General features: G+C 51.6%; 18 protein-coding genes. 10 read left to right on the top strand and 8 right to left on the bottom strand.

The annotated features are described in order from the left end of the window. Positions 1–7: 7 nt before the first annotated feature. Together glmS and HGH92_RS04885 are read right to left on the bottom strand one after the other, a co-directional pair. Positions 8–1,843, bottom strand: a complete 1,836-nt coding sequence (glmS, locus tag HGH92_RS04890; protein WP_168869629.1) for a glutamine--fructose-6-phosphate transaminase (isomerizing) — start codon at positions 1,841–1,843, stop codon at positions 8–10. 266 nt (positions 1,844–2,109) lie between these two features. Next, positions 2,110–4,479 (bottom strand): S9 family peptidase, encoded by a 2,370-nt coding sequence (locus HGH92_RS04885; protein ID WP_168869628.1) that lies wholly within the window; start codon positions 4,477–4,479, stop codon positions 2,110–2,112. A 101-nt stretch (positions 4,480–4,580) separates the two neighbouring features. Here HGH92_RS04885 and HGH92_RS04880 point away from each other — a divergent pair, with 101 nt between their 5' ends. Further along, on the top strand, positions 4,581–5,117 hold the full coding sequence (locus HGH92_RS04880) for a histidine phosphatase family protein (RefSeq protein WP_168869627.1): 537 nt from the start codon (positions 4,581–4,583) through the stop codon (positions 5,115–5,117). 93 nt (positions 5,118–5,210) lie between these two features. On the opposite strand, the gene mgtE is transcribed toward HGH92_RS04880, so the two are convergent. Further along, positions 5,211–6,587 (bottom strand): magnesium transporter, encoded by a 1,377-nt coding sequence (gene mgtE / locus HGH92_RS04875; protein ID WP_168869626.1) that lies wholly within the window; start codon positions 6,585–6,587, stop codon positions 5,211–5,213. Positions 6,588–6,646: 59 nt separating this feature from the next. Then, complete coding sequence (locus HGH92_RS04870; protein WP_168869625.1) at positions 6,647–7,522, bottom strand: bestrophin family protein; 876 nt, start codon at positions 7,520–7,522, stop codon at positions 6,647–6,649. A gap of 146 nt (positions 7,523–7,668) precedes the next feature. Here HGH92_RS04870 and HGH92_RS04865 point away from each other — a divergent pair, with 146 nt between their 5' ends. The 6 genes from HGH92_RS04865 to hutG all read left to right on the top strand — a co-directional run bounded on the left by HGH92_RS04865 (position 7,669) and on the right by hutG (position 14,553). After that, positions 7,669–8,082 (top strand): SET domain-containing protein, encoded by a 414-nt coding sequence (locus HGH92_RS04865; protein ID WP_168869624.1) that lies wholly within the window; start codon positions 7,669–7,671, stop codon positions 8,080–8,082. Between the two features lie 372 nt (positions 8,083–8,454). After that, positions 8,455–8,946: a MarR family winged helix-turn-helix transcriptional regulator gene (locus tag HGH92_RS04860; RefSeq protein ID WP_168869623.1), complete on the top strand. Its 492-nt coding sequence runs from the start codon at positions 8,455–8,457 to the stop codon at positions 8,944–8,946. A gap of 38 nt (positions 8,947–8,984) precedes the next feature. After that, positions 8,985–10,553 (top strand): histidine ammonia-lyase, encoded by a 1,569-nt coding sequence (gene hutH, locus HGH92_RS04855; RefSeq protein WP_168869622.1) that lies wholly within the window; start codon positions 8,985–8,987, stop codon positions 10,551–10,553. Further along, a complete protein-coding gene (gene hutU, locus HGH92_RS04850) occupies positions 10,531–12,201 on the top strand; it encodes a urocanate hydratase (protein ID WP_168869621.1) in 1,671 nt (556 codons plus the stop codon). The genes hutH and hutU overlap by 23 nt, the downstream gene beginning before the upstream one ends. 119 nt (positions 12,202–12,320) lie before the next feature. Continuing rightward, positions 12,321–13,568 carry an imidazolonepropionase gene (hutI, locus tag HGH92_RS04845; protein WP_168869620.1) on the top strand — a complete coding sequence of 416 codons (1,248 nt, stop codon included), beginning with the start codon at positions 12,321–12,323 and terminating at the stop codon, positions 13,566–13,568. After that, positions 13,552–14,553, top strand: coding sequence for a formimidoylglutamase (hutG, locus tag HGH92_RS04840; protein WP_168869619.1), 1,002 nt, complete (start codon positions 13,552–13,554; stop codon positions 14,551–14,553). Before hutI ends, hutG begins: the two co-directional genes overlap by 17 nt. 87 nt (positions 14,554–14,640) lie before the next feature. Here hutG and HGH92_RS04835 read toward each other — a convergent pair whose 3' ends face one another. Continuing rightward, the gene (locus tag HGH92_RS04835) at positions 14,641–15,468 is read right to left on the bottom strand and encodes a CHAD domain-containing protein (protein WP_168869618.1); all 828 of its coding nucleotides are present in this window, start codon (positions 15,466–15,468) and stop codon (positions 14,641–14,643) included. A 105-nt stretch (positions 15,469–15,573) separates the two neighbouring features. Between HGH92_RS04835 and HGH92_RS04830 the strand changes: the two genes are divergently transcribed. Then, positions 15,574–16,164 (top strand): hypothetical protein, encoded by a 591-nt coding sequence (locus HGH92_RS04830; RefSeq protein ID WP_168869617.1) that lies wholly within the window; start codon positions 15,574–15,576, stop codon positions 16,162–16,164. Between the two features lie 96 nt (positions 16,165–16,260). Here the strand turns inward: HGH92_RS04830 and purU are convergent, their stop codons facing one another. Continuing rightward, entirely contained in the window at positions 16,261–17,127 is an 867-nt protein-coding gene (gene purU, locus HGH92_RS04825) for a formyltetrahydrofolate deformylase (RefSeq protein WP_168869616.1), read from the bottom strand. 65 nt (positions 17,128–17,192) lie between these two features. Between purU and HGH92_RS04820 the strand changes: the two genes are divergently transcribed. Both HGH92_RS04820 and HGH92_RS04815 read left to right on the top strand, forming a co-directional pair. Further along, a complete protein-coding gene (locus HGH92_RS04820) occupies positions 17,193–17,666 on the top strand; it encodes a metallophosphoesterase family protein (RefSeq protein ID WP_262888726.1) in 474 nt (157 codons plus the stop codon). A 32-nt stretch (positions 17,667–17,698) separates the two neighbouring features. Then, positions 17,699–18,772, top strand: coding sequence for a DUF4421 domain-containing protein (locus HGH92_RS04815; protein ID WP_168869614.1), 1,074 nt, complete (start codon positions 17,699–17,701; stop codon positions 18,770–18,772). Here the strand turns inward: HGH92_RS04815 and HGH92_RS04810 are convergent. Further along, positions 18,769–19,350: a TIGR00730 family Rossman fold protein gene (locus HGH92_RS04810; protein WP_168869613.1), complete on the bottom strand. Its 582-nt coding sequence runs from the start codon at positions 19,348–19,350 to the stop codon at positions 18,769–18,771. The two genes, HGH92_RS04815 and HGH92_RS04810, sit on opposite strands and share 4 nt — an antisense overlap. 15 nt (positions 19,351–19,365) lie before the next feature. Further along, positions 19,366–19,995, bottom strand: coding sequence for a hypothetical protein (locus tag HGH92_RS04805; protein ID WP_168869612.1), 630 nt, complete (start codon positions 19,993–19,995; stop codon positions 19,366–19,368). Positions 19,996–20,005 lie beyond the last annotated feature (10 nt).

Here is a 20,005-nt window from a genome sequence, read left to right as displayed (position 1 = left end):
ATCTAAGTTATTCAACAGTCACACTCTTCGCCAGGTTTCTCGGTTTGTCTACGTCAAACCCTTTCATGACGCCGATGTGATAGGCGAGCAGTTGCAGGGGGATAACGGAGACAATAGGTGCAACGAGTTCATCTGCTGAAGGTACAAAAATAACGTCATCAGCCATGGGCGGAATGATGTGGTCGCCTTCCGTCACAACCGCTATCACTTTACCTTTACGGGCTTTAATTTCCTGTATGTTGGATACGATCTTTTCGTAGTAGCTGTCTTTGGTGGCCACGATCACCACAGGCAGGTTTTCGTCTACCAGTGCAATAGGGCCGTGTTTCATTTCCGCAGCGGGATAACCTTCCGCATGGATGTAGGATATTTCTTTCAGTTTGAGCGCGCCTTCGAGTGCTACCGGGAAATTGTAACCACGGCCTAGATAGAGGAAGTCGCGGGCATCCTTGTATTTGGCGGCGATCTGCTGTACCTGGTCGTCCAGTTTCAGGGCGGTCGCTACTTTTTCAGGGATCTGGTCCAGTTCATCTAACAGGTGCTGAAAACGCTGCGGGGTAACGGAACCTTTCTCTGCGGCTATTTTCAGGCCTACGAGGCACAGTACTGCCAGTTGCGCCGTGAAGGCTTTGGTGCTGGCCACGCCGATTTCAGGGCCTGCGTGCGTATAGGCGCCGGCGTGAGACAGGCGGGCGATGGAGGAGCCTACTACGTTACATACGCCGAGGATAATGGCGCCTTTCTCTTTGGCCGCTTCAATGGCCACCAGGGTATCGGCTGTTTCGCCGGACTGGGAGATGGCGATGATCACATCACCGGGGCCTACTACCGGATTGCGGTAGCGGAACTCAGAGGCATATTCCACTTCCACGGGGATGCGGCATAACTCTTCGATCATATATTCCGCTACAAGGCCGGCATGCCAGGAGGTGCCGCAGGCAACGATAATAATACGTTTGGCGTTGCTCAGTGTTTCAGCATATTCACGGATGCCGCCCATGGTGAGGGTGCCTTTTTTCGCATCGAGACGGCCACGTAAACTGTCAAAGATAGTTTGCGGCTGCTCAAATATTTCTTTCAGCATGAAGTGGGCAAAGCCGCCTTTCTCAATGGCTGCCAGCTCAATGTCCAGCTTCTGTATATAAGGTGTTTGTCTTTCGTTGGAGATATTTTTGAGGATCAGCTCATCTGCTTTAATGATGGCAATTTCATAATCGTTGACATATACTACCTCTTTGGTGTATTCCACGATGGGGGAAGCGTCCGAGGCGAGGAAATGTTCGCCTTTGCCTACGCCGATCACCAGCGGACTGCCTTTGCGTGCTGCTATCAGCGTGTCCGGATTATCTTCGTCGATCAGTACGATCACATAAGCGCCTACTACTCTTTTCAGGGCTATGCGCAGCGCTTCTTCCAGGGGGCACTGGTTCTGCTTTTTGATTTCCTCGATAAAGTGCAACAGCACTTCTGTATCGGTATCGCTTTGGAAAACATGGCCCTGTTTGACCAGTTCCTGTTTCAGCTGTACATAGTTCTCGATGATGCCGTTATGTACCATTGACAGTTTACCGTCACTGGAAACGTGGGGATGCGCGTTGCGGTCACAGGGCTCGCCATGCGTCGCCCACCGGGTATGCCCGATGGCGATGGAGCTGCGCATATCGTAGCTGGACGCGTACTCTTCCAGCGCCGCAACTTTATCTTTCTTTTTGTATACCCGCAGCCCGTCATTGATGATGGCTACGCCAGCGCTGTCGTAACCGCGGTATTCCAGTCTTTTAAGGCCTTTCAATACTACCGGGTATGCTTCTCTGTGCCCGATGTAAGCTACAATTCCACACATGTGTTTAAGAGTGTTTTTTAATGAGGGTGTTCATGCAATATCGCATTAATTGATAAAATAACATCAGTTGATGTTAATAAAATATAATATAAGATATGGTTTATACGCGTGCGTTTTTCACATAACGTGCATTCCCGCAAAATGAAAATAAAATGAAAAAAGGGAATATTGTGCGCGATTAACCGAATGTTAATATCCGGACCATCGTTCACTATATTCCCCCTTATGAATTACATAGGATGTATGTATTAGTACACCCTGTGTGGTTATTTCAATAACGTATTATCAAACAAATGTAAGATTCTTTTGTATTCATCGGTCCAACTGCTGGGAGTTGTAAATCCGTGGTCTTCCACGGGGTACACGGCCAGTTCCCAGTTGTCTTTTCCCAGCTCTATCAGTCGTTGTGTCAATCTCACGATATCCTGGAAATGTACGTTGGTATCTACCATACCATGACACATCAGGAGTTTGCCTTTCAGTCCTTCTGCAAAATAAATGGGAGAAGAGCGGCGATAGGCAATACTGTCGGTGAATGGTTCATTCAGGATATTGCTTGTATAGCCGTGATTGTAATGCGCCCAGTCAGTAACAGAGCGTAAAGCGGCACCGGCAGCAAAGACGCCTGGTTTGGTGAACATCGCCATCAGCGTCATAAAGCCGCCATAGCTGCCACCATAAATTCCAATGCGGCCGGCGTCCACCTGCAATTTCTCTGCCAGATATTTGGCGGCGTCCACTTCATCGTCCAGGTCTTTGCCGCCCATATAGCGGTAAATGCCGGTGCGCCAGTTACGGCCGTAGCCGGCACTGCCGCGGTAGTCCACGTCCAGCACGATATAACCTTTGTCTGTCAGCAGATTGTGGAACATGTATTCACGGAAATAGCTGCTCCACCACTTGTGCGCATTCTGCAGATAACCTGCGCCATGCACAAAGATAACGGCGGCGCCGTTTCGCTTCGCCGGGTCCGGCGTATACAACCGGGCATATACAGGCTGATTGTCACGCGCTGTAAAAGTGATCACCTGCGGGTCGCGCCAGGGATAGGATTTAAACTCGGCCGACTGCGCCATATTGGTGACCTGCACCGGCTTGCTGCCCGGGCTGTTGGGCTGGATGTACAACTCCCACGGTTTGGTGGAATAGGAATAACGGTAAGCGATCCATTTTTCATCCGGTGAAATGCTCACTTCATTCGCTCCTTCCATGGTGGTGATGCGTTCTGCCTTTCCACCGTTAACGGCTATACGATAAAATTGTTTTTCGCCGGGATGCACTTCGTTGGTGGAGATGTAAAAATGTTTTTTATCGTTGGACAGATAAACGTCCTGTACTTCATAACTGCCTTTGGTCAGTTGTTCGGTCTGACCTGTCACTACCTGCGTGGTGTACAGGTGGGAATACCCGGTGGCTTCTGACTGGTACCAGCAGGTGTTTTCATCGGTCCAGCCCAGGCTGGTATTGATCTGCCATCCGCTGATGCCGGGACCGCCGATCCAGGCTTCGTCACGCTGACGGTTCAGTGATTTCACTTTTCCGGTAGCGGGATCAATCAGTACGATCCAGCGGTCTTTGTTGTCAAGGGATCGTATATCTGCAATAACATGGGTGCCCCTGTCTGACCATAACGGTGCATTGACAAGCACACCACGCACTTTGGCGCTGTCCCTGCGGGGATAGTCTTTGCTGTAGTCCGGCAGGTCCCTGATACCTGGCAGGTCTGTTACCACTACCGGCAATACGGTGTCTTTTTCGCGGTCGTAAAGGTAGCAGTCAACTGCTGTCTGCGGTCCGCCTACTTTGTCACGGGAATGGATATCCGTAGTAAAACCGGAAGCGGTGACAAATTCGGGAACGATGGTATTTTTACCACCTGCTTCCCTATACAGCTGATAGGTGACATAACGGCCGTCAGGGCTTATCTGCGCGCCGTCCAGCTTTTTATCGCCGAGGTACAGTTTACGCAGTGGTTTGGCATCGTTTTGTTTATTGAAAGCGATGGCGGCGTCCTTTTTTGCTTTTTTGTCACGGATGACAGCCAGCAGCTCAAGCTGTTGTGCTTTCAGGTATTTCTCCTGGTCATTGCCTTTTTCGAGATCACTCTTTTCTGCCGGCGGTTTCTCGCCATTAGTGAAGTTGGTGAGCTGGGTGGTAACGCCGGTAGACCTGTTCCAGGCAAAGAGGTCCTGGTTCTGCGTGTACACTACCTGCTGCCCGCCGAAACTGAAGACAGGGTTGGTTTCTGCAGCGGTGGTTTGGGTAATGCGAATGGTTTTGCCGGACTTTATCTCCATCAGGTAAATATCTCCCTGGTAACCATAGGTAAGCAGGGTTTTATCTGTATTGTAGCTGCCTCTCGCCCTGGCTGCCAGCAGGCCGCGGTCTGCGGCCGGCGTTTTTACCGGCGTATGGTTTTTGATACCGGCGGCATAGAGGGAGTCAGACAGCTGCTGGTCCGGGTTCCAGCTGAAATAAACGGTCTGGTTGTCGGTCCCCCAGAAAATATTATCGGGGGAGGTGCCTATCCACTTAGGATCGCGCATAATTTTTTCTACCGTAAGGGGCCCTGGTTGCTGGGCATAGAGACTGTTGGCTGATAAAAAAATAATGGCGGGCAATACCCATTTTGTCATAGCGGTTCAGTATTTTGTTGGGTGATAAATGTAACGGTTTAATCATAAATTGCTGCAAATTTTGGATAGACGCCGGTTGGCTGTCTTTCACTATCCTGCATATGCGCTTACTGCCCATCATATTTTGTCTCTGCATACTGGCGGCCTGTAAACCCAAGGCGCCGGTACGGCAACCGGTACCAGTATCGGAAGACACTACTTTTCTGACAGGTACGTTCTACCTCGTCCGCCATGCGGAACGTTATCCCGGAGGCATGGATACCTCCCTCACAGCGGAAGGTTTCCAACGCGCCGGCCTTTTATATGAACGGCTGAAAAACGCCCGTCTCGACAAGATTTACCTGACGCCCTACCGCCGCTGTATCCAGACGGCCGACAGCCTGCGGATCAAACAGCACCTGGACACCTGCTTTTATCAGGCAGATACCACCGGGGAATCGTTGATTTATGAAATTACGCGGCATGGCGACTGGGGAAAACGTATCCTGGTCATCGGCCACAGTAATACGCTGGTGCCGGCGCTGCGTGGGCTGCGGGCCAAACCGCATATGGCGGCCATCGGGGAAGATGAATATAACTGGCTGTTTATTGTTCATAAAACGTCAGCAGGGACCACGCTGACAGAAGACTGCTACTAATACTCGTCTCAAAAGACTTTTTCATCGAAACCAAAAAGCCGGCTGTTTCAGCCGGCTTTTTGAATATCGTAACCCTGAGCTTCAGCCCAGGGACTATAATAAAATACCTTTCATCAATGTATAAGCCACGGAGAAATAAATCAGCAGCCCTGTCACGTCCACCAGTGTGGCCACAAACGGGGCGGAAGACGTGGCGGGGTCGGCGCCGGCTTTCTTCAGAAGAATAGGCAGCATGGAACCGGAGAGGGTCCCCCATAATACTACGCCTACGAGGGAAAAGCCTACGGTGGTGCCAATCAGCACGGTATGTTCGCCGTAGGTGTGAAAAAGGCTGTTCCAGAGCAGGATGCGGATGAAACCGATGAATCCCAGCACGCTGCCCAACAGCAGGCCGGAGATGATCTCGCGCCGCATCACGCGCCACCAGTCATTGATACTGATTTCGCCGAGCGCCATGGCCTGTATGATCAGGGTGGAGGCCTGGGAACCACTGTTGCCGCCGCTGGAAATGATCAGGGGCACAAACAGCGCCAGTACCACGGCTTTGGCTATTTCGTCTTCAAAGAAGCCCATGGCTGTTGCTGTCAGCATCTCGCCGATGAACAGTACCACGAGCCAGCCTACACGTTTTTTAACCAGCTTCAGCAGCGGCATATCGAGGTAGGGCTCGTCCAAAGCTTCGGTACCACCGATTTTCTGGATGTTTTCGGTATGTTCTTCGTTGGCGATCCACAGGATATCATCGATGGTCACGATGCCCAGCAGGATGCCGTTATCGTCTACCACGGGCAGCGCCACACGGTTTTCCATGCGGAACACCTGGACGGCTTCTTCCTGGTCGTCGTTGGCACGGAGGGAAACGAAGCGGTCGTCCATCAGGGTATGTACCACTGTATCGGTGGCTACCAGCAGGAATTCGCGGATACGGAAGTCGTCCAGCAGGTGGCCCCGCTCATCGATCACATATATAACGTCAATGGTTTCACTGTCTTTGCCATGCTCCCGGATATAGTCCAGCACCTGTTTCACGGTCCACTCTTCCCTGACAGCGATATAGTCGGGCGTCATGATACGCCCTACGCTGTTGTCCGGGTAGCCCAGCAGGGAAAGGGTGATCCTGCGCTCTTCAGGGTCCAGCAGTTTGATCAGCTCTTTTACCGCTTCACTGGGCAGTTCTTCCAGGAAGGCGGTACGGTCATCGGCCGGCAGTTCGTTCATCAGCTCTGCGATCTTGGCAGGGGGCAGGGCCCGGATCACATCTTCCTGCAGGGGGAAGTCCAGGATACGGAAAGCTGCCGCCGCTCTGCTGATCGACAGTTGATGGATGATGATGCCCGCATTATCGGGATCTTCATGGATCAGTTCTGCTATATCCGTAATTAACTGGTCGTCCAGGTACACCGAGAGCTCGCGATAGTTTTTTTCTTTCTTCAGTGTGCTGAATTTCTCCAGTAATGCTTCATTTTCCATGTACTAATTTGACTCTATGCGCGAAAATAAGTTAAAATAAAACGCCTCCGGGGTTATCACTATAATAATTCTCCGATGTGTTTGCGGATATTATTGGAAATAGTGTCGGTAGGCAGGTCGTTGGCATCAAAGCCAAACGGGTCCTCAATTTCTTCCGCGATCAGCTCAAGGCTGGCCAGTACAAAAAAGATGAATACTACCATGGGGATAATGAGGTACCCCAGGCTGAACACATACCCGAAAGGCATGGTCATAATATAGAAGAAGATGAATTTTTTGATGAATACGCTGTAACTGAATGGGATAGGGGTGCTTTGGATACGCTCGCACGCGCCGCATACTTCGGTGAAGGTCTGTAACTCGCTGTTGAGGACAATCAGCTGTTCGCCGGTCAACTGTCCCTCCCGTTGCAGGTCTGCCACTTTCTGCATGATCCGCACGGCCAGCTGGTTTGGAATGTGTTTGGAAGGGTCCAGCGGGGCCTGGCCTTCGGGCAGGGCTTCTATCTCTTCAGCCTTGTATATTTTCCGCAGATGGTTTTTCAGGCCGAAGGCATAGTTGGGGATCATAACCCGGAAGAATGCCCGTGCTTCGGTGTTACCGGCCGGCAGCATGGCATGCAGTTTAATGGCCAGGTTGCGGCTGCTGTTCACCAGCGAGCCCCACTGGCGGCGGCCTTCCCACCAGCGGTCATAGGCCGTGTTGGTCCGGAATACCAGCAACAGGGATATTACAAACCCCAGCAGATTGTGCATCAGGGATATGTTCTTGACTTCACTGTTGGACGCCAGCTTGAAGACGGATATCTCCAGCCAGGCTACAATAGCAGAATAAATGGCCAAAGCGATAAACATGGGAAAGAGCTTCCGCACCGTGTCCGCTTTGTGGATACGGAAAATAAAGGTAAACCAGTCCTTCGGGTTGTAATTGATCATAAACTTACAGTTAGCATCGGGTAAAAGTAACCACCGGCACCATAAAAGAAAATTATTCGGGCCGCAAACCTAAAATTTTTCAACATGATTTTGATAACTTCTTCCTTTAACTTTACTTTACGCCTTCTTTTATTTGAATAAGTGCTATGATAAAGCCATACTTGTACATTGATAAGTCTAAGGGAAAAGGCCGCGGCGTATATACCAAAGAACGGATACCCGCCGGTACCAGGATCGAAACGTCGCCCGTGCTGGTCCTCTCTTACGACGATACGGAGATTGTCGACAAAACGAAGCTCCATAACTATATTTTCCTGTGGGGAGTGCGTGAAACCCGCTCCTGCATTGCACTGGGCTTCTGTTCCATCTACAACCACGACTATAATCCCAACTGCGAGTACGAGATGGATTTTGATGCCGAAACCATGAGCATCATTACCCGCCGCGATATCAAAAAGGGAGAAGAGCTCTTTATCAACTATAACGGCGATGTGGAAGATGATTCCCCCGTTTGGTTTGATATGAAACGTCTGAAAGAAGACCAGGCAAAGTCCAAATAAGACCACCGGAAAGGAAGACCGTACCAAAACAGCTTCCCCTTTCAATACATCTACCACCGGCCCGGGCGCGGATTCCCTTCCCAGGCCAGGCCTGTGGCTGATATGTTGAAAAAAATCCCGGCATCCCTTGGCGCCTGGTTATTTTTTCATAATATTGTATAAGTGCTTATATAATTTGTTCTTTGGCGATCTTGATATATAGCATACTGTTATAATTAATTTAGGTCGATGATAACCGCGGATGACTACCAATAACCGCTCACCGCATGTTTATCATCTTTTTTTAGGATAGATATATAAGCGCTTATATAATTTAGGTTGACATAACGGATTCCCAATTCGTCATTCGTAATCCGTAATTCGTAATTGAATATGAGTTTTTATCCTTCACTCGGGTATCTGGTCTTCGGCAGCCGCCTGCGCCGGCTCAGCGAATACTTCCTCGCGGAAGTAAATAAGGTATATGAACAGGCTGGCATTCCCTTCGACGCCAGCTGGTTTCCGGTATTCTACCTGCTCTCCGGCCAGCAACCGATGCCTATCATCGATATCGCTGCACAACTCGAGATCTCCCATTCGGCCGTCAGCCAGATGGTGACCAACCTGCGCAAAAAAGGACTGCTCAAAACCACGCCCTGTAAGGACGATGGCCGCCGACAGCTCGTCGCCTTCACCAAAAAGGGAGCAGACATGCTGCAACAGATACAACCCATCTGGCAGGCTATTTCCACAGCCATGGAGGAACTGGTCACGGAAAACAAACAAAGCCAGCAGCTGCTGGCTGCTATAGCCCAGGTGGAACAGGCGGTGCAGCAACAACCGCTCTCGGAAAGAGTGATCAAATCCATCCAAAAGAACGACTAATCATACACCAGCAATCTTTATCCATAAATCAACTAACCATGAGTGTTATTTTTAAATACGGTATCGACCAGCTGACAGTAGGCGTGGTGCTCGACATTGCCGCAGGCAGAATAAAGGGCGTCCTCACACCGGAAGTCATCACCAAAGTCAATACCAGCAATGGGTACGTGCAACAGATCGTATCGCGGCACACAACGGTGTACGGTATCAACACCGGCTTCGGTCCGCTCTGCGATACCAAAATTTCAGAAGAAGACACCCGCGCGCTGCAGTACAATATCCTGCAAAGCCACAGCGTAGGCGTGGGCAATCCCATCCCTGAAGAGATCGCACGCATCATGCTCATCACAAAAGTGCATGCATTGGCACAGGGTTACTCCGGCGCAGCGCTCTCCACCCTGGAACGTATTATCTGGCATATCGAAAACCATGTGACGCCACTGGTGCCTGAAAAAGGCTCTGTAGGCGCATCCGGCGACCTGGCCCCGCTGTCGCACCTCTTCCTGCCTTTGATTGGCCTCGGAAAAGTATGGTACAAGGGGCAGGTGACCACTATGGAAGCAGTACTGCAACAGGAAGGTATCCAACCGGTGGTGCTTGGCCCTAAAGAAGGACTGGCGCTGATCAACGGCACCCAGTTCATCCTCTCTTTTGCGGTAAAAGCAGTGCAACGCCTGTACAACGCACTGGAAGCGGCAGACATCATCGGCGCGCTCTCCCTCGAAGGCCTCATGGGCACTCATAAACCTTTCGACCCACGCCTGCACGCTATCAGGCCTTTCCCAGGCAACCAGCTGGTAGCGCACCGCCTCAAAACCATGCTCGACAACTCCGAGATCATGGCTTCACATGTGGACTGTGGCCGCGTACAAGATCCATACTCCCTCCGCTGTATGCCACAGGTACACGGCGCTTCCCGCACAGCATGGCTGCACCTGCTGGAGCTCACCACTATTGAGCTCAACGCGGTGACAGACAACCCGATCATTTTCAGCGATACCGACACTATCAGCGGCGGCAACTTCCACGGTCAGCCCATGGCGCTGCCACTGGACTACGCCACCGTAGCGGCAGCAGAACTGGGCAATATCTCCGACAGGCGCAGCTACATGATGATCGAAGGAAGATACGGCCTGCCTAAACTGCTCATCGAAGACGCCGGCCTTAACTCCGGGTTTATGATACCACAATACACCACCGCCGCCCTGGTAACAGAAAACAAAACCCTCTGTTTCCCTGCCAGCGCCGATAGCGTGCCTACCTCCCTCGGACAGGAAGACCACGTGTCTATGGGCTCTATCAGCGGCCGTAAACTCAACCAGGTGATCGGCAACCTGGAATACATCCTCGCTATCGAACTGCTCTATGCCGCACAGGCAGTGGATTTCCGCCGGCCGCTCAAATCCGGTCCCATCCTGGAGGCAGTACACCGCTACGCCCGCCAGAAAGTGACTTTCGCAGATAAAGACCGCATCTTCGCCTACGATATTGAAGCATTACACCAAATCATCACGGACCAGTCTCTTGTGCGCGTAGCCAATGAAGCAGCCGCACAACATCAATTACCTTTAAATGGCATCTACCATGACCAGTTTGGACTTTATTAAACAATACGCGGCACATCCGCACTACAAAGCGCCCCGTGGCGCACAGCTGCATGCTAAATCCTGGCAGACGGAAGCACCGCTGCGCATGCTGCTCAACAACCTCGACGCTGAAGTAGCTGAAAACCCCGATGAACTGGTGGTGTACGGCGGTATTGGCCAGGCCGCACGCAACCGCGAAGCACTGGAGAAAATTATCAAAACCTTACTGGAACTGGATGAAGACCATTCCCTGCTGGTACAGTCGGGCAAACCGGTAGGCATCGTGCGCACCCATCCGCAGGCGCCCCGCGTAATGCTGGCCAACAGTAACCTCGTGCCAAAATGGGCCACCTGGGAGCATTTCAACGAACTGCGCTCCAAAGGCCTCATGATGTACGGACAGATGACCGCCGGCAGCTGGATCTATATCGGCACACAAGGTATTCTTCAGGGTACCTACGAAACCTTTATGGAATGCGGCCGTCAGCACTTCAACGGCAACCTGGCGGGTAAACTGATCGTTACTGCCGGTATCGGCGGTATGGGCGGCGCCCAGCCACTGGCGGCCACTATGGCCGGCGGCGTGATGCTGGCTGCTGACATCGATCCTACCCGCATTCAGAAACGTATCGATACCCGCTACATCGATCGCATGACCTACTCCTATGAAGAGGCCGTGGCATGGGCCAAAGAAGCCATGGCTAAAGGAGAACCACTGTCCATCGGCCTCGTCAGCGATGCCGGCGATATGCTGGAACGCCTGCTCAAAGACAATATCATCCCTGATATGCTCACCGACCAGACTTCCGCACATGACCCTATTAACGGTTACGTTCCCAATGGCATGACGCTGGAAGCCGCGCTGGAACTACGTAAGAAAGACCCTGCCCGCTACCGTGAGCTGTCGCTCAAAAGCATGGCCCGCCACGTTGGCTTTATGCTGGAGATGCAACAAAAAGGCGCAGTCACTTTCGACTACGGCAACAACCTCCGCGAATTCGCCAGGGAAGGCGGAGAACCCAACGCATTCAACTTTCCCGGTTTCACGCCTGCGTATATACGTCCGCTTTTCTGCGAAGGCAAAGGCCCCTTCCGCTGGGTAGCCCTCTCCGGAGACCCGGAAGATATCTATACCACCGACCGCGCACTGATGGAAGCTTTCCCGGAAAATACCCACCTGATCAACTGGCTGAAACAAGCACAGGAAAAAGTGGCCTTCCAGGGACTGCCCGCCCGCATTTGCTGGCTCGGTTTAGGAGAAAGAGAAAAAGCAGGCCTTATCTTCAATGAACTGGTAAGAACAGGCAAAGTGAAAGCACCGATCGTTATTGGCCGCGATCACCTCGACTGTGGATCTGTGGCTTCCCCTAACCGTGAAACGGAATCCATGAAAGACGGCTCCGATGCTGTCAGCGACTGGACGCTGCTCAACCTGATGTCCAATACAGGCGGCGGTGCTACCTGGGTGTCTTTCCACCACGGTGGCGGCGTAGGCATGGGATATTCCCAGCACGCCGGCATGGTCGTACTGGCCGACGGAACAGACCGCGCAGCGGCCTGTCTGAGCCGTGTGCTGTTCAATGACCCGGCGATGGGCATCTTCCGCCACGCAGACGCCGGCTATGAAAAAGCGCAGGAATGGGGCGATAAATTCGGCATCAACATATAACATGTAGGGATTTTTTGATTTACGGATTTTTTGACTTTTGGGATCTTGGGGCAATAACCTTCCGGCTCCCGAAATCGTAAATCAAAAAATCCCAACATTTCATGATTAATAAAAGCACCATGAAAATATTACTGGGCCCTTTCTCGCAAATCCTTCCCCTCAGTGGCTTACCGCTGAAAGGAACCTTGCAGGACGAACAGCTGACTGTTATTGAAAAAGGCGGTGTAGTGATCAGTGCGGGCAGGATTGTAGCGATAGGGCCATATAAAACATTGCTGCAGGAACATCCTGATTGTGAAGTGGCTTTCATTGACAGGCCGATGGTACTGCTGCCCGGCTTTATCGACTGCCATACGCATATCTGTTATGACGGCACCCGTAACCGCGACTATGCGATGCGTATCGCCGGAAAAAGTTATCTCGAGATAGCCCGCGCCGGTGGCGGTATCTGGGACTCAGTGACCAAAACGCGTTTAGCCGATCCTGTTACCCTCGTGGAAAATACGGTCGCCAGGGCCAATCGCCATTTGCTGGAAGGCGTTACGACCATAGAAGTGAAAAGCGGCTATGGGCTTAACTTTGAAAGTGAGGTGAAAATGTTGCGCGCTATTCAGCAGGCGTCCTTGCATACGGCTGCCACGCTGGTGCCTACCTGTCTGGCTGCCCATATGAAACCGCGTGATTTTTCCGGTACGGAAGAGGAATATCTGCAATGGGCGCTCGATGAGCTGCTGCCCGTGCTGAAAGCGGAATCCCTGACTGACCGGGTGGATATTTTCATCGAAGAAACGGCTTTCTCTGCGAAAGCGGCATTGACCTATTTGCAAAAGGCCCGTGAGCTGGGTTTTGCCGCCACCGTGCATGCAGACCAGTTCAGCGCCGGTGGCGCTGCGGTGGCCGTAGCGGCAGGCGCGCTGTCAGCCGACCATCTGGAGGCCAGCAGCGACCATGAAATTGACCTTCTCGCAAAATCTGACACCGTGGCGGTGGTTTTACCCGGCGCATCCCTCGGTTTGGGCATGCATTATGCCCCGGCACGCAGATTGCTGAATGCTGGTGCATCGGTGGCGATTGCGAGCGACTGGAACCCCGGATCTGCGCCTATGGGCGATCTGCTGGTACAGGCCGCTGTGATGAGCGCAGCAGAAAAACTGTCAACCGCTGAAGTATTGGCAGCCCTTACCTTCAGGGCCGCGCCGGCACTACAGCTGAAAGAGACAGGCCAACTGCAGGCCGGCTTTGCCGCCGATATGCAGGCATACCCCACCGCCGACTTCAGGGACATCCTGTACTATCAGGGTAAAATGAAACCGGCGAAGGTGTGGAAAAAAGGAGAATTAGTTCAATCTTATGATAACAAAGGATAGCTACCGGCCAACGGCCCCTGACACATGGACCGGCCGTACTGATGGTACAGAAACAGACCTGCTGCGCTGGCATCAGGTGGTCCGCACAGCAGACCTGTTGCAACAACCGCTTCCTGCCCTGCAAAAAGGACAGAAAGGGGTGGCATTCCTCGGGTTTGCCTGTGATGAAGGGGTACGCCGTAATAAAGGCCGCACCGGCGCCGTAGATGGCCCGGGCGCCCTGAGAAAAGCAATAGCCAACTTCCCCGCGCATTTTGAGGAAAATACCGTGTTGCTCGATGCCGGCGATATCGTTTGTGACGGTACTGCACTGGAAGACGCGCAACTGGTGCTCAGTGAGGCGGTGCAGGCACTGCTGACAGCAGGTTACCTGCCTGTTCTGCTGGGCGGCGGTCATGAAATTACGTATGGTCATGCCAGTGGTATCCGCAAATTTGTACGGCAGAAAGGCAACCTCGGACTGATCAACTTCGACGCCCATTTCGATATCCGTGTTCCGGGTGAAGAAGGGCCCAGCTCCGGCACTGGCTTCTGGCAACTGGCGCAGGACTGTAAAAACAACAAGGAAACATTTAACTACCTCGCCCTCGGTATCCAGAAAAACGGCAATACACGCCAGCTTTTTAATATCGCCGGAGAAGAAGGCGCTACCTATGTGGGCGCCGATGCTTTCCATCTGAACGATAAAGACACGCTGCTGGCGGCTATCCAGCATTTCCTCAGTCAGGTGGACCATGTGTATCTGACTACCTGCCTCGATGTTTTTGCGGCCGCATTTGCACCCGGCGTAAGCGCCACCGCTTACAACGGCATCCTTCCGGGAGGCCTGTTCCTGCAATGTTACAGGGCCATTATGCACAGCGGAAAAGTAAGGGGAGTGGATATCGCCGAACTGAACCCATCACTGGACCAGGACAACCGTACTGCCAAACTGGGCGCCGCTATTATCTTTGAAACGCTGATGGCGTATTGTGGGGAAGAGTAAAATTTTCAGATCGATAAAATAGAAGACCAAAGTGGGTGAAGCCATCCACTTTGGTCTTCTTATTGATGAAATCAAAAAATCGAAAAATCAAAAAATCCCCAAATCTCTCAGGTGCTTTGCGCTTTCCGCCAGCTTTTCTTTAGTCTCCCGTTGCAGGAGCTTAATCAGCTGTGGCACTTCTTCCGGCAACATGATTTTTTCCTTTCTGATATGAGTGGCCGTGTTTTTTATAAACACTAAAAGCTCGCTGGCGTCATGCCATTGGCCCAGCAACTCTCCTGCTTTTTTGCTATGCTGCAGTTGTTCCTGGTGCTGCTGGGTATGATGGGGCAGTTGCGTAACGATGCCCAGCTGGTAGTAGAGCCGTTTCATACGCTTGCGCAGGTCATGCCAGGAAGAGGCCGGGGCGTTGCTTTCGGGCAGCTTCGTCTCATTGTACATAGTAGCCACATGCGCTATGATGGCGTCGATGGCGGCCGTTTCATCGATATCCGCAATAGCTTCTTTAAAAGCATCCTCCAGCCGGGAGAGTTTTTTGATGGAAAGGCGTTCCATGGTGGCTGTCAGTGCATTGTCCGCCGTGGCTGACCGGGTTTTCAATAACAGGTGCGCTACGGAAAAACGCCAGCCGATGGTTTTTTCATGATGGGTAAGAAACTGTTCCTGTAGGCGGGTGTCGCGGGAAATACCGCCAATGTCCTGTAATAGCCGGAGCGTGCTGAGGTAGGACCGTGTTTTCAGGTGATAACCGGGTATCTCTTTCGCCACGGCCAGCAGGGCACGGATCTTTTTACTCCCCACCCGCAGCTGATGGATAGCATGTTGCCGCCGGGCGGGATGCGGGAGCTGTTCAAACGCGGTCACAACAGTGGCGCAGCTGGTCTCCAGATACTCGTGCAGAATGGTTTTCAGCATTATCTTAAAGTTAACAAAAAAAGGAGAAGCCCGGGGAAAATCAGGTATAAATACGTATGATTTTCCTTTTCGCTTTTCATAGTTTTGCGCAAAATCCACACGATTATGCAAATCATCCCCAGAATAGCGGCAGTTGTCTTGCTGGCTACTATCGGGCTTCCTGCGGTAGCGCAGAAAATCAAACTGATAGACGGAGATCTGTCTGCCCTGAAAAATGAAAAACAGGTGAATGTTGAATTTACCTATGACCAGCTGAAAGTCGGCAAGTTCGACAATGAAGCGGATTACATCCAGAAGAAAACAGCGGAATACAACCAGAAAGAGGCGGGTAAAGGCGATAACTGGGCCAAAGCCTGGAAAAACGACCGTAAGGACCGTTTTGAGCCCAGCTTTCAGTCGCTCTTCAACGAGAACAGCGATACCAAAGTAGGTAACTACGCCAGTGCCAAATACACCCTGGTGTTCCACACCACTTTCGTGGAGCCGGGCTTCAACGTGGGCGTGATGCGTAAAAACGCTTATATCGATGCGGAAGTGCTCATCCTGGAAACAGCCAGCAAAAAAACAGTGGCTAAAATCTCCGTGGACAATGCGCCTGGCCGCATATTTGGCGGTTTCGACTTCGATACCGGCGAACGTATCAAAGAAGCTTACGCTGTTTCCGGAAAGAAACTGGCGAAGTTCATCAACAAGTAATGATCCGGCGTCTGACATCAAAAGATCATATATACAAAAAATCCCTGCTGATGCTTATCAACAGGGATTTTTTGTTTAATGTCCTGTAGGGGTATCTTAAAACACAATTGTCTTGTTACCATGCACGATCACCCTGTTTTCAATATGGGCTTTCACGGCGCGGGTAAGCACCTGCCGCTCTATGTCGCGGCCCAGCATCACCAGGTCGTCTACAGCGTGTTTGTGGCTTACCCTGGCCACGTCCTGTTCAATGATAGGGCCTTCGTCCAGCTCATTGGTGACATAGTGGGCGGTGGCGCCAATCAGCTTCACGCCGCGCGTATAGGCGTTGAGGTAAGGGCGCGCGCCGGCAAAGGCGGGCAAAAAGGAATGATGTATGTTGATAATGCGTTGAGGGTATTGTTCTACGAAGCGGGGCGACAGGATCTGCATATACCGGGCCAGCACGGTAAAATCAATATCATGCTGCTGTAACAGGTCTATGGCTGCCTGCTCCTGTGCGGCTTTATTGCCGGCATCTACCGGCAGGTAGTGGAAAGGAAGGCCCAATGAAGTGCATTCTTTTTCCAGTTTGGTATGATTGGAGATCACCACAGGGATGTCTACGGCCAGCTCGCCACTGCGCCAGCGCCATAGCAGCTCCATCAGGCAATGGTCATAGGAAGATACCATAATGGCCATCTTCTTGCGCTGGTCGCTGTAATGGATCTGCCATTCCATCGCCAGCGGCGTGGCCACTTTTTCCTGGAAAGACTGCTCCAGCCCTGCTTTGTCAGCGATGTCCAGCTGTATCTCCATCCGCATGAAAAACAATCCTTCACGTGGATCAGTACTGTGTTGGCTCGCATCGAGTATATTTGCACCGAGTTGGAAAAAAAAGACAGAAACACCGGCTACAATACCAGGCCGGTCAGGACAGCATATCAACAGGCAGGCGATCGTTTGTACAGGGGAGTTTTGCATAGGACTAAAAATAAAAAATAATCATATAAAGCTATAAAGTATTTCCGTTGAAAAAAATCGGGTTAATGTCGGACACGCACAGCTATCTGCACCCACAGGTATTTAAGTACTTTGAAGAGGTGGACGAGATATGGCATGCAGGCGATATCGGCAATGTAGCGCTGGCCGACCAGCTGGAAGCTTTTAAACCTTTCAGAGCCGTTTATGGTAATATCGATGGCGCGGATATCCGTATCCGTTACCCCGAAACACTCCGCTTTACTGTGGAAGGTGTGGAGGTGTTAATGACCCACATTGGCGGCTATCCGGGGAAATATGCCCCCGGTGTCCGGGAGGCGCTGAAAAAAGATCCTCCGAAACTCTTTATCTGCGGGCATTCCCATATTTTGAAAGTAATGCCGGACCCGGCACTGCAATTGTTGCATATGAACCCGGGCGCCTGTGGCCAGCAAGGATGGCATAAAGTAAAAACCCTGTTGCGGTTCCGGCTCGATCAGGGCCGTATTGAACAACTCGAAGTAATTGAATTACCCGGCTGATCCTCCTGTGGATATATAACGACAAAAAACTTATGACCAAATCTGTAATATTAATATTGGCGATGGTATGTGGATGCGTTCGTGCAGGGGCCCAGGGTAAATTCTTTAAATGGCTGCAAACCGAGAATGATACGGCCTATATAGAAGATCATACGGAAGATATCACCTTCCGCCTGTATGGCTCGCGTAAATTCACCAAGTACGATATCATCGACAGAAAACAAAAGAGAGATATACTCTACCGCCCCAATACGCCCTTCAATATCGGCGTGGGCGCCAATTACCGCTTTATCGGTATTAACCTCGGGTTTAATTTCCCGTTTATCAACAGGGAGAAGGAAAAATATGGCAATACCCGCTATATTGACCTGCAGTCGCATATCTACCTGCGCAAATTAGTGGTCGATTTTTACGGTCAGTCGTATAAAGGGTATTATATCGCTAACCCGGAGAAGGTATTTGGAAAAGAATACGCACGGCAGAACCCCTATCCGCAACGGCCGGATATCCGTAATCGCGGACTGGGACTGAATGTACAGTATATCTTTAATGATAAACGTTTCTCTTACCGGGCGCCCAATCTGCAAAATGAATATCAGAAGAAAAGCGCGGGGTCTTTTATCGTGGGTGGGGAATTCTTTCTCGCGAACATAAAGGGCGACTCTTCGCTCGTGCCTTCCAACATTGTTGACACCACTTTTCTGCGGGAGCAGCACTATTATAAAAGCGGCATCGCCAGCCTGGCGGCCAATGTCGGATATGCCCACACGTTTGTTTACCGGCAGCATTTTTTCCTGTCGCTGTCAGTCACCACCGGCATCGGGGCTGCCAAAACCGGCCTGCATTACGATAATGGGGATGTGAGCCACAGCGTGGGGCTTCAGTTTAGCAATACGGTGAGAGCGTCATTGGGATACAATTCCAGCCGCTATTTTGCCGGTATCCACTATGTAGGCATGACCACCCGTAGCAAAATGCCTGCACCAAATACCTATCAGGCTTTCGGTACAGGCAATTTCAGGGTGAGCCTGGTCCGCCGTTTTGAGTTGAAGAAACCGCTGTGGAGGACCAGGGCGCTGAAAGAAACAAAAGAAACGATGAACTAACTCTGCGCCGGTGTGATCCACTTCGGCTTTTCGGCAGGACGGTACTGTTCCATCTTCGTCAGCAGCTCGTCGATCTGATCGCTGTACAGCAGCATGTCACGGTTGGAGGCGGACAGAAAGCCTTTCTCCGTCATGGTTTGCGACAGTTGGTGCAATGCATCGTAGAAGCCGTTGACATTGAGCATGCCAACAGGTTTCTGATGCAGCCCCAGTTGCCCCCAGGTGAGCATTTCAAACAATTCTTCCATGGTGCCAAAGCCGCCCGGCAGCGCAATAACGCCGTCAGACAGCTCGTTCATTTTGGTTTTGCGCTCATGCATGGTGTCTACCAGCACCAGCTCAGTGAGACCAGTATGCGCCAGCTCTTTCTGTTGAAGGAAATGCGGCAATACGCCAATTACTTTTCCGCCTGCCTGTAATGCGCCATCTGCTACGGCGCCCATCAGGCCTACTTTGGCGCCGCCATACACCAGGGTGATGTTGCGTTGCGCAAGCGCTGCGCCCAGTTGACGGGCCTGATCCATGTATACCGGATCAAGGCCGGCGCTGGAACCGCAAAAAACGACGATACTTTTCATATGCAATTGTTTCCGTTATAAGTTATGTAGTTCTGCCTGTATGTTTTGCCGGGCCTGCGTTTCATATTGTTGTTGAAAGTCAGGGGTCCGGTAAATGGCAGGCATCTCCAGAAAATGTTGTAATACTTTTTTTCTGCCGGGATGGTACAGTGTATCGGGATAGATACTGTATTCCCGGCGGATCTGTTGCGTATATGCCTGATAGTTGTCCGGGGCAGCTCCCAGTATCTGGAGATCGAAGTCCAGGAAATAATCCAGGTCACGGTCGTTTTGGGTGTTGATGTGTGTTTGTGTAGCCCGGATAAACGTATCCACGGCAGTAATTTTCTCCGGGGGAAAATTGGTTTGCCGAAGGTACTCCACCGCGGCCACGGCGCTGCGCTCTTCATTGTCCCGCCGCTGCACGTCGTATACGATATCATGAAAGAAAATGGCATACTGCACTACGTCTGATGCTGTAAGCTGACCGGCATGGCTGTGTTGCAACGTCAGCAGCTGGGTGATATGCTGGAGGTTATGATAATGTCTTTCCGGGGCTTGGTAGGCGGTCTGAATGTCCGCAAAGGTTTGTTGAACGAGCGTCGCGTCAGCAGTATACGGGTGATTCAGCCGTGTCCAGATATCGTGGATAACAGGAATGGGCATATGGCGATGA

Source organism: Chitinophaga varians (genome assembly GCF_012641275.1).
Taxonomy (GTDB): domain Bacteria; phylum Bacteroidota; class Bacteroidia; order Chitinophagales; family Chitinophagaceae; genus Chitinophaga; species Chitinophaga varians_A.
The sequence above is the reverse complement of the archived record's forward strand: the minus strand, read 5'-3'. Positions and strand labels throughout refer to the sequence as shown.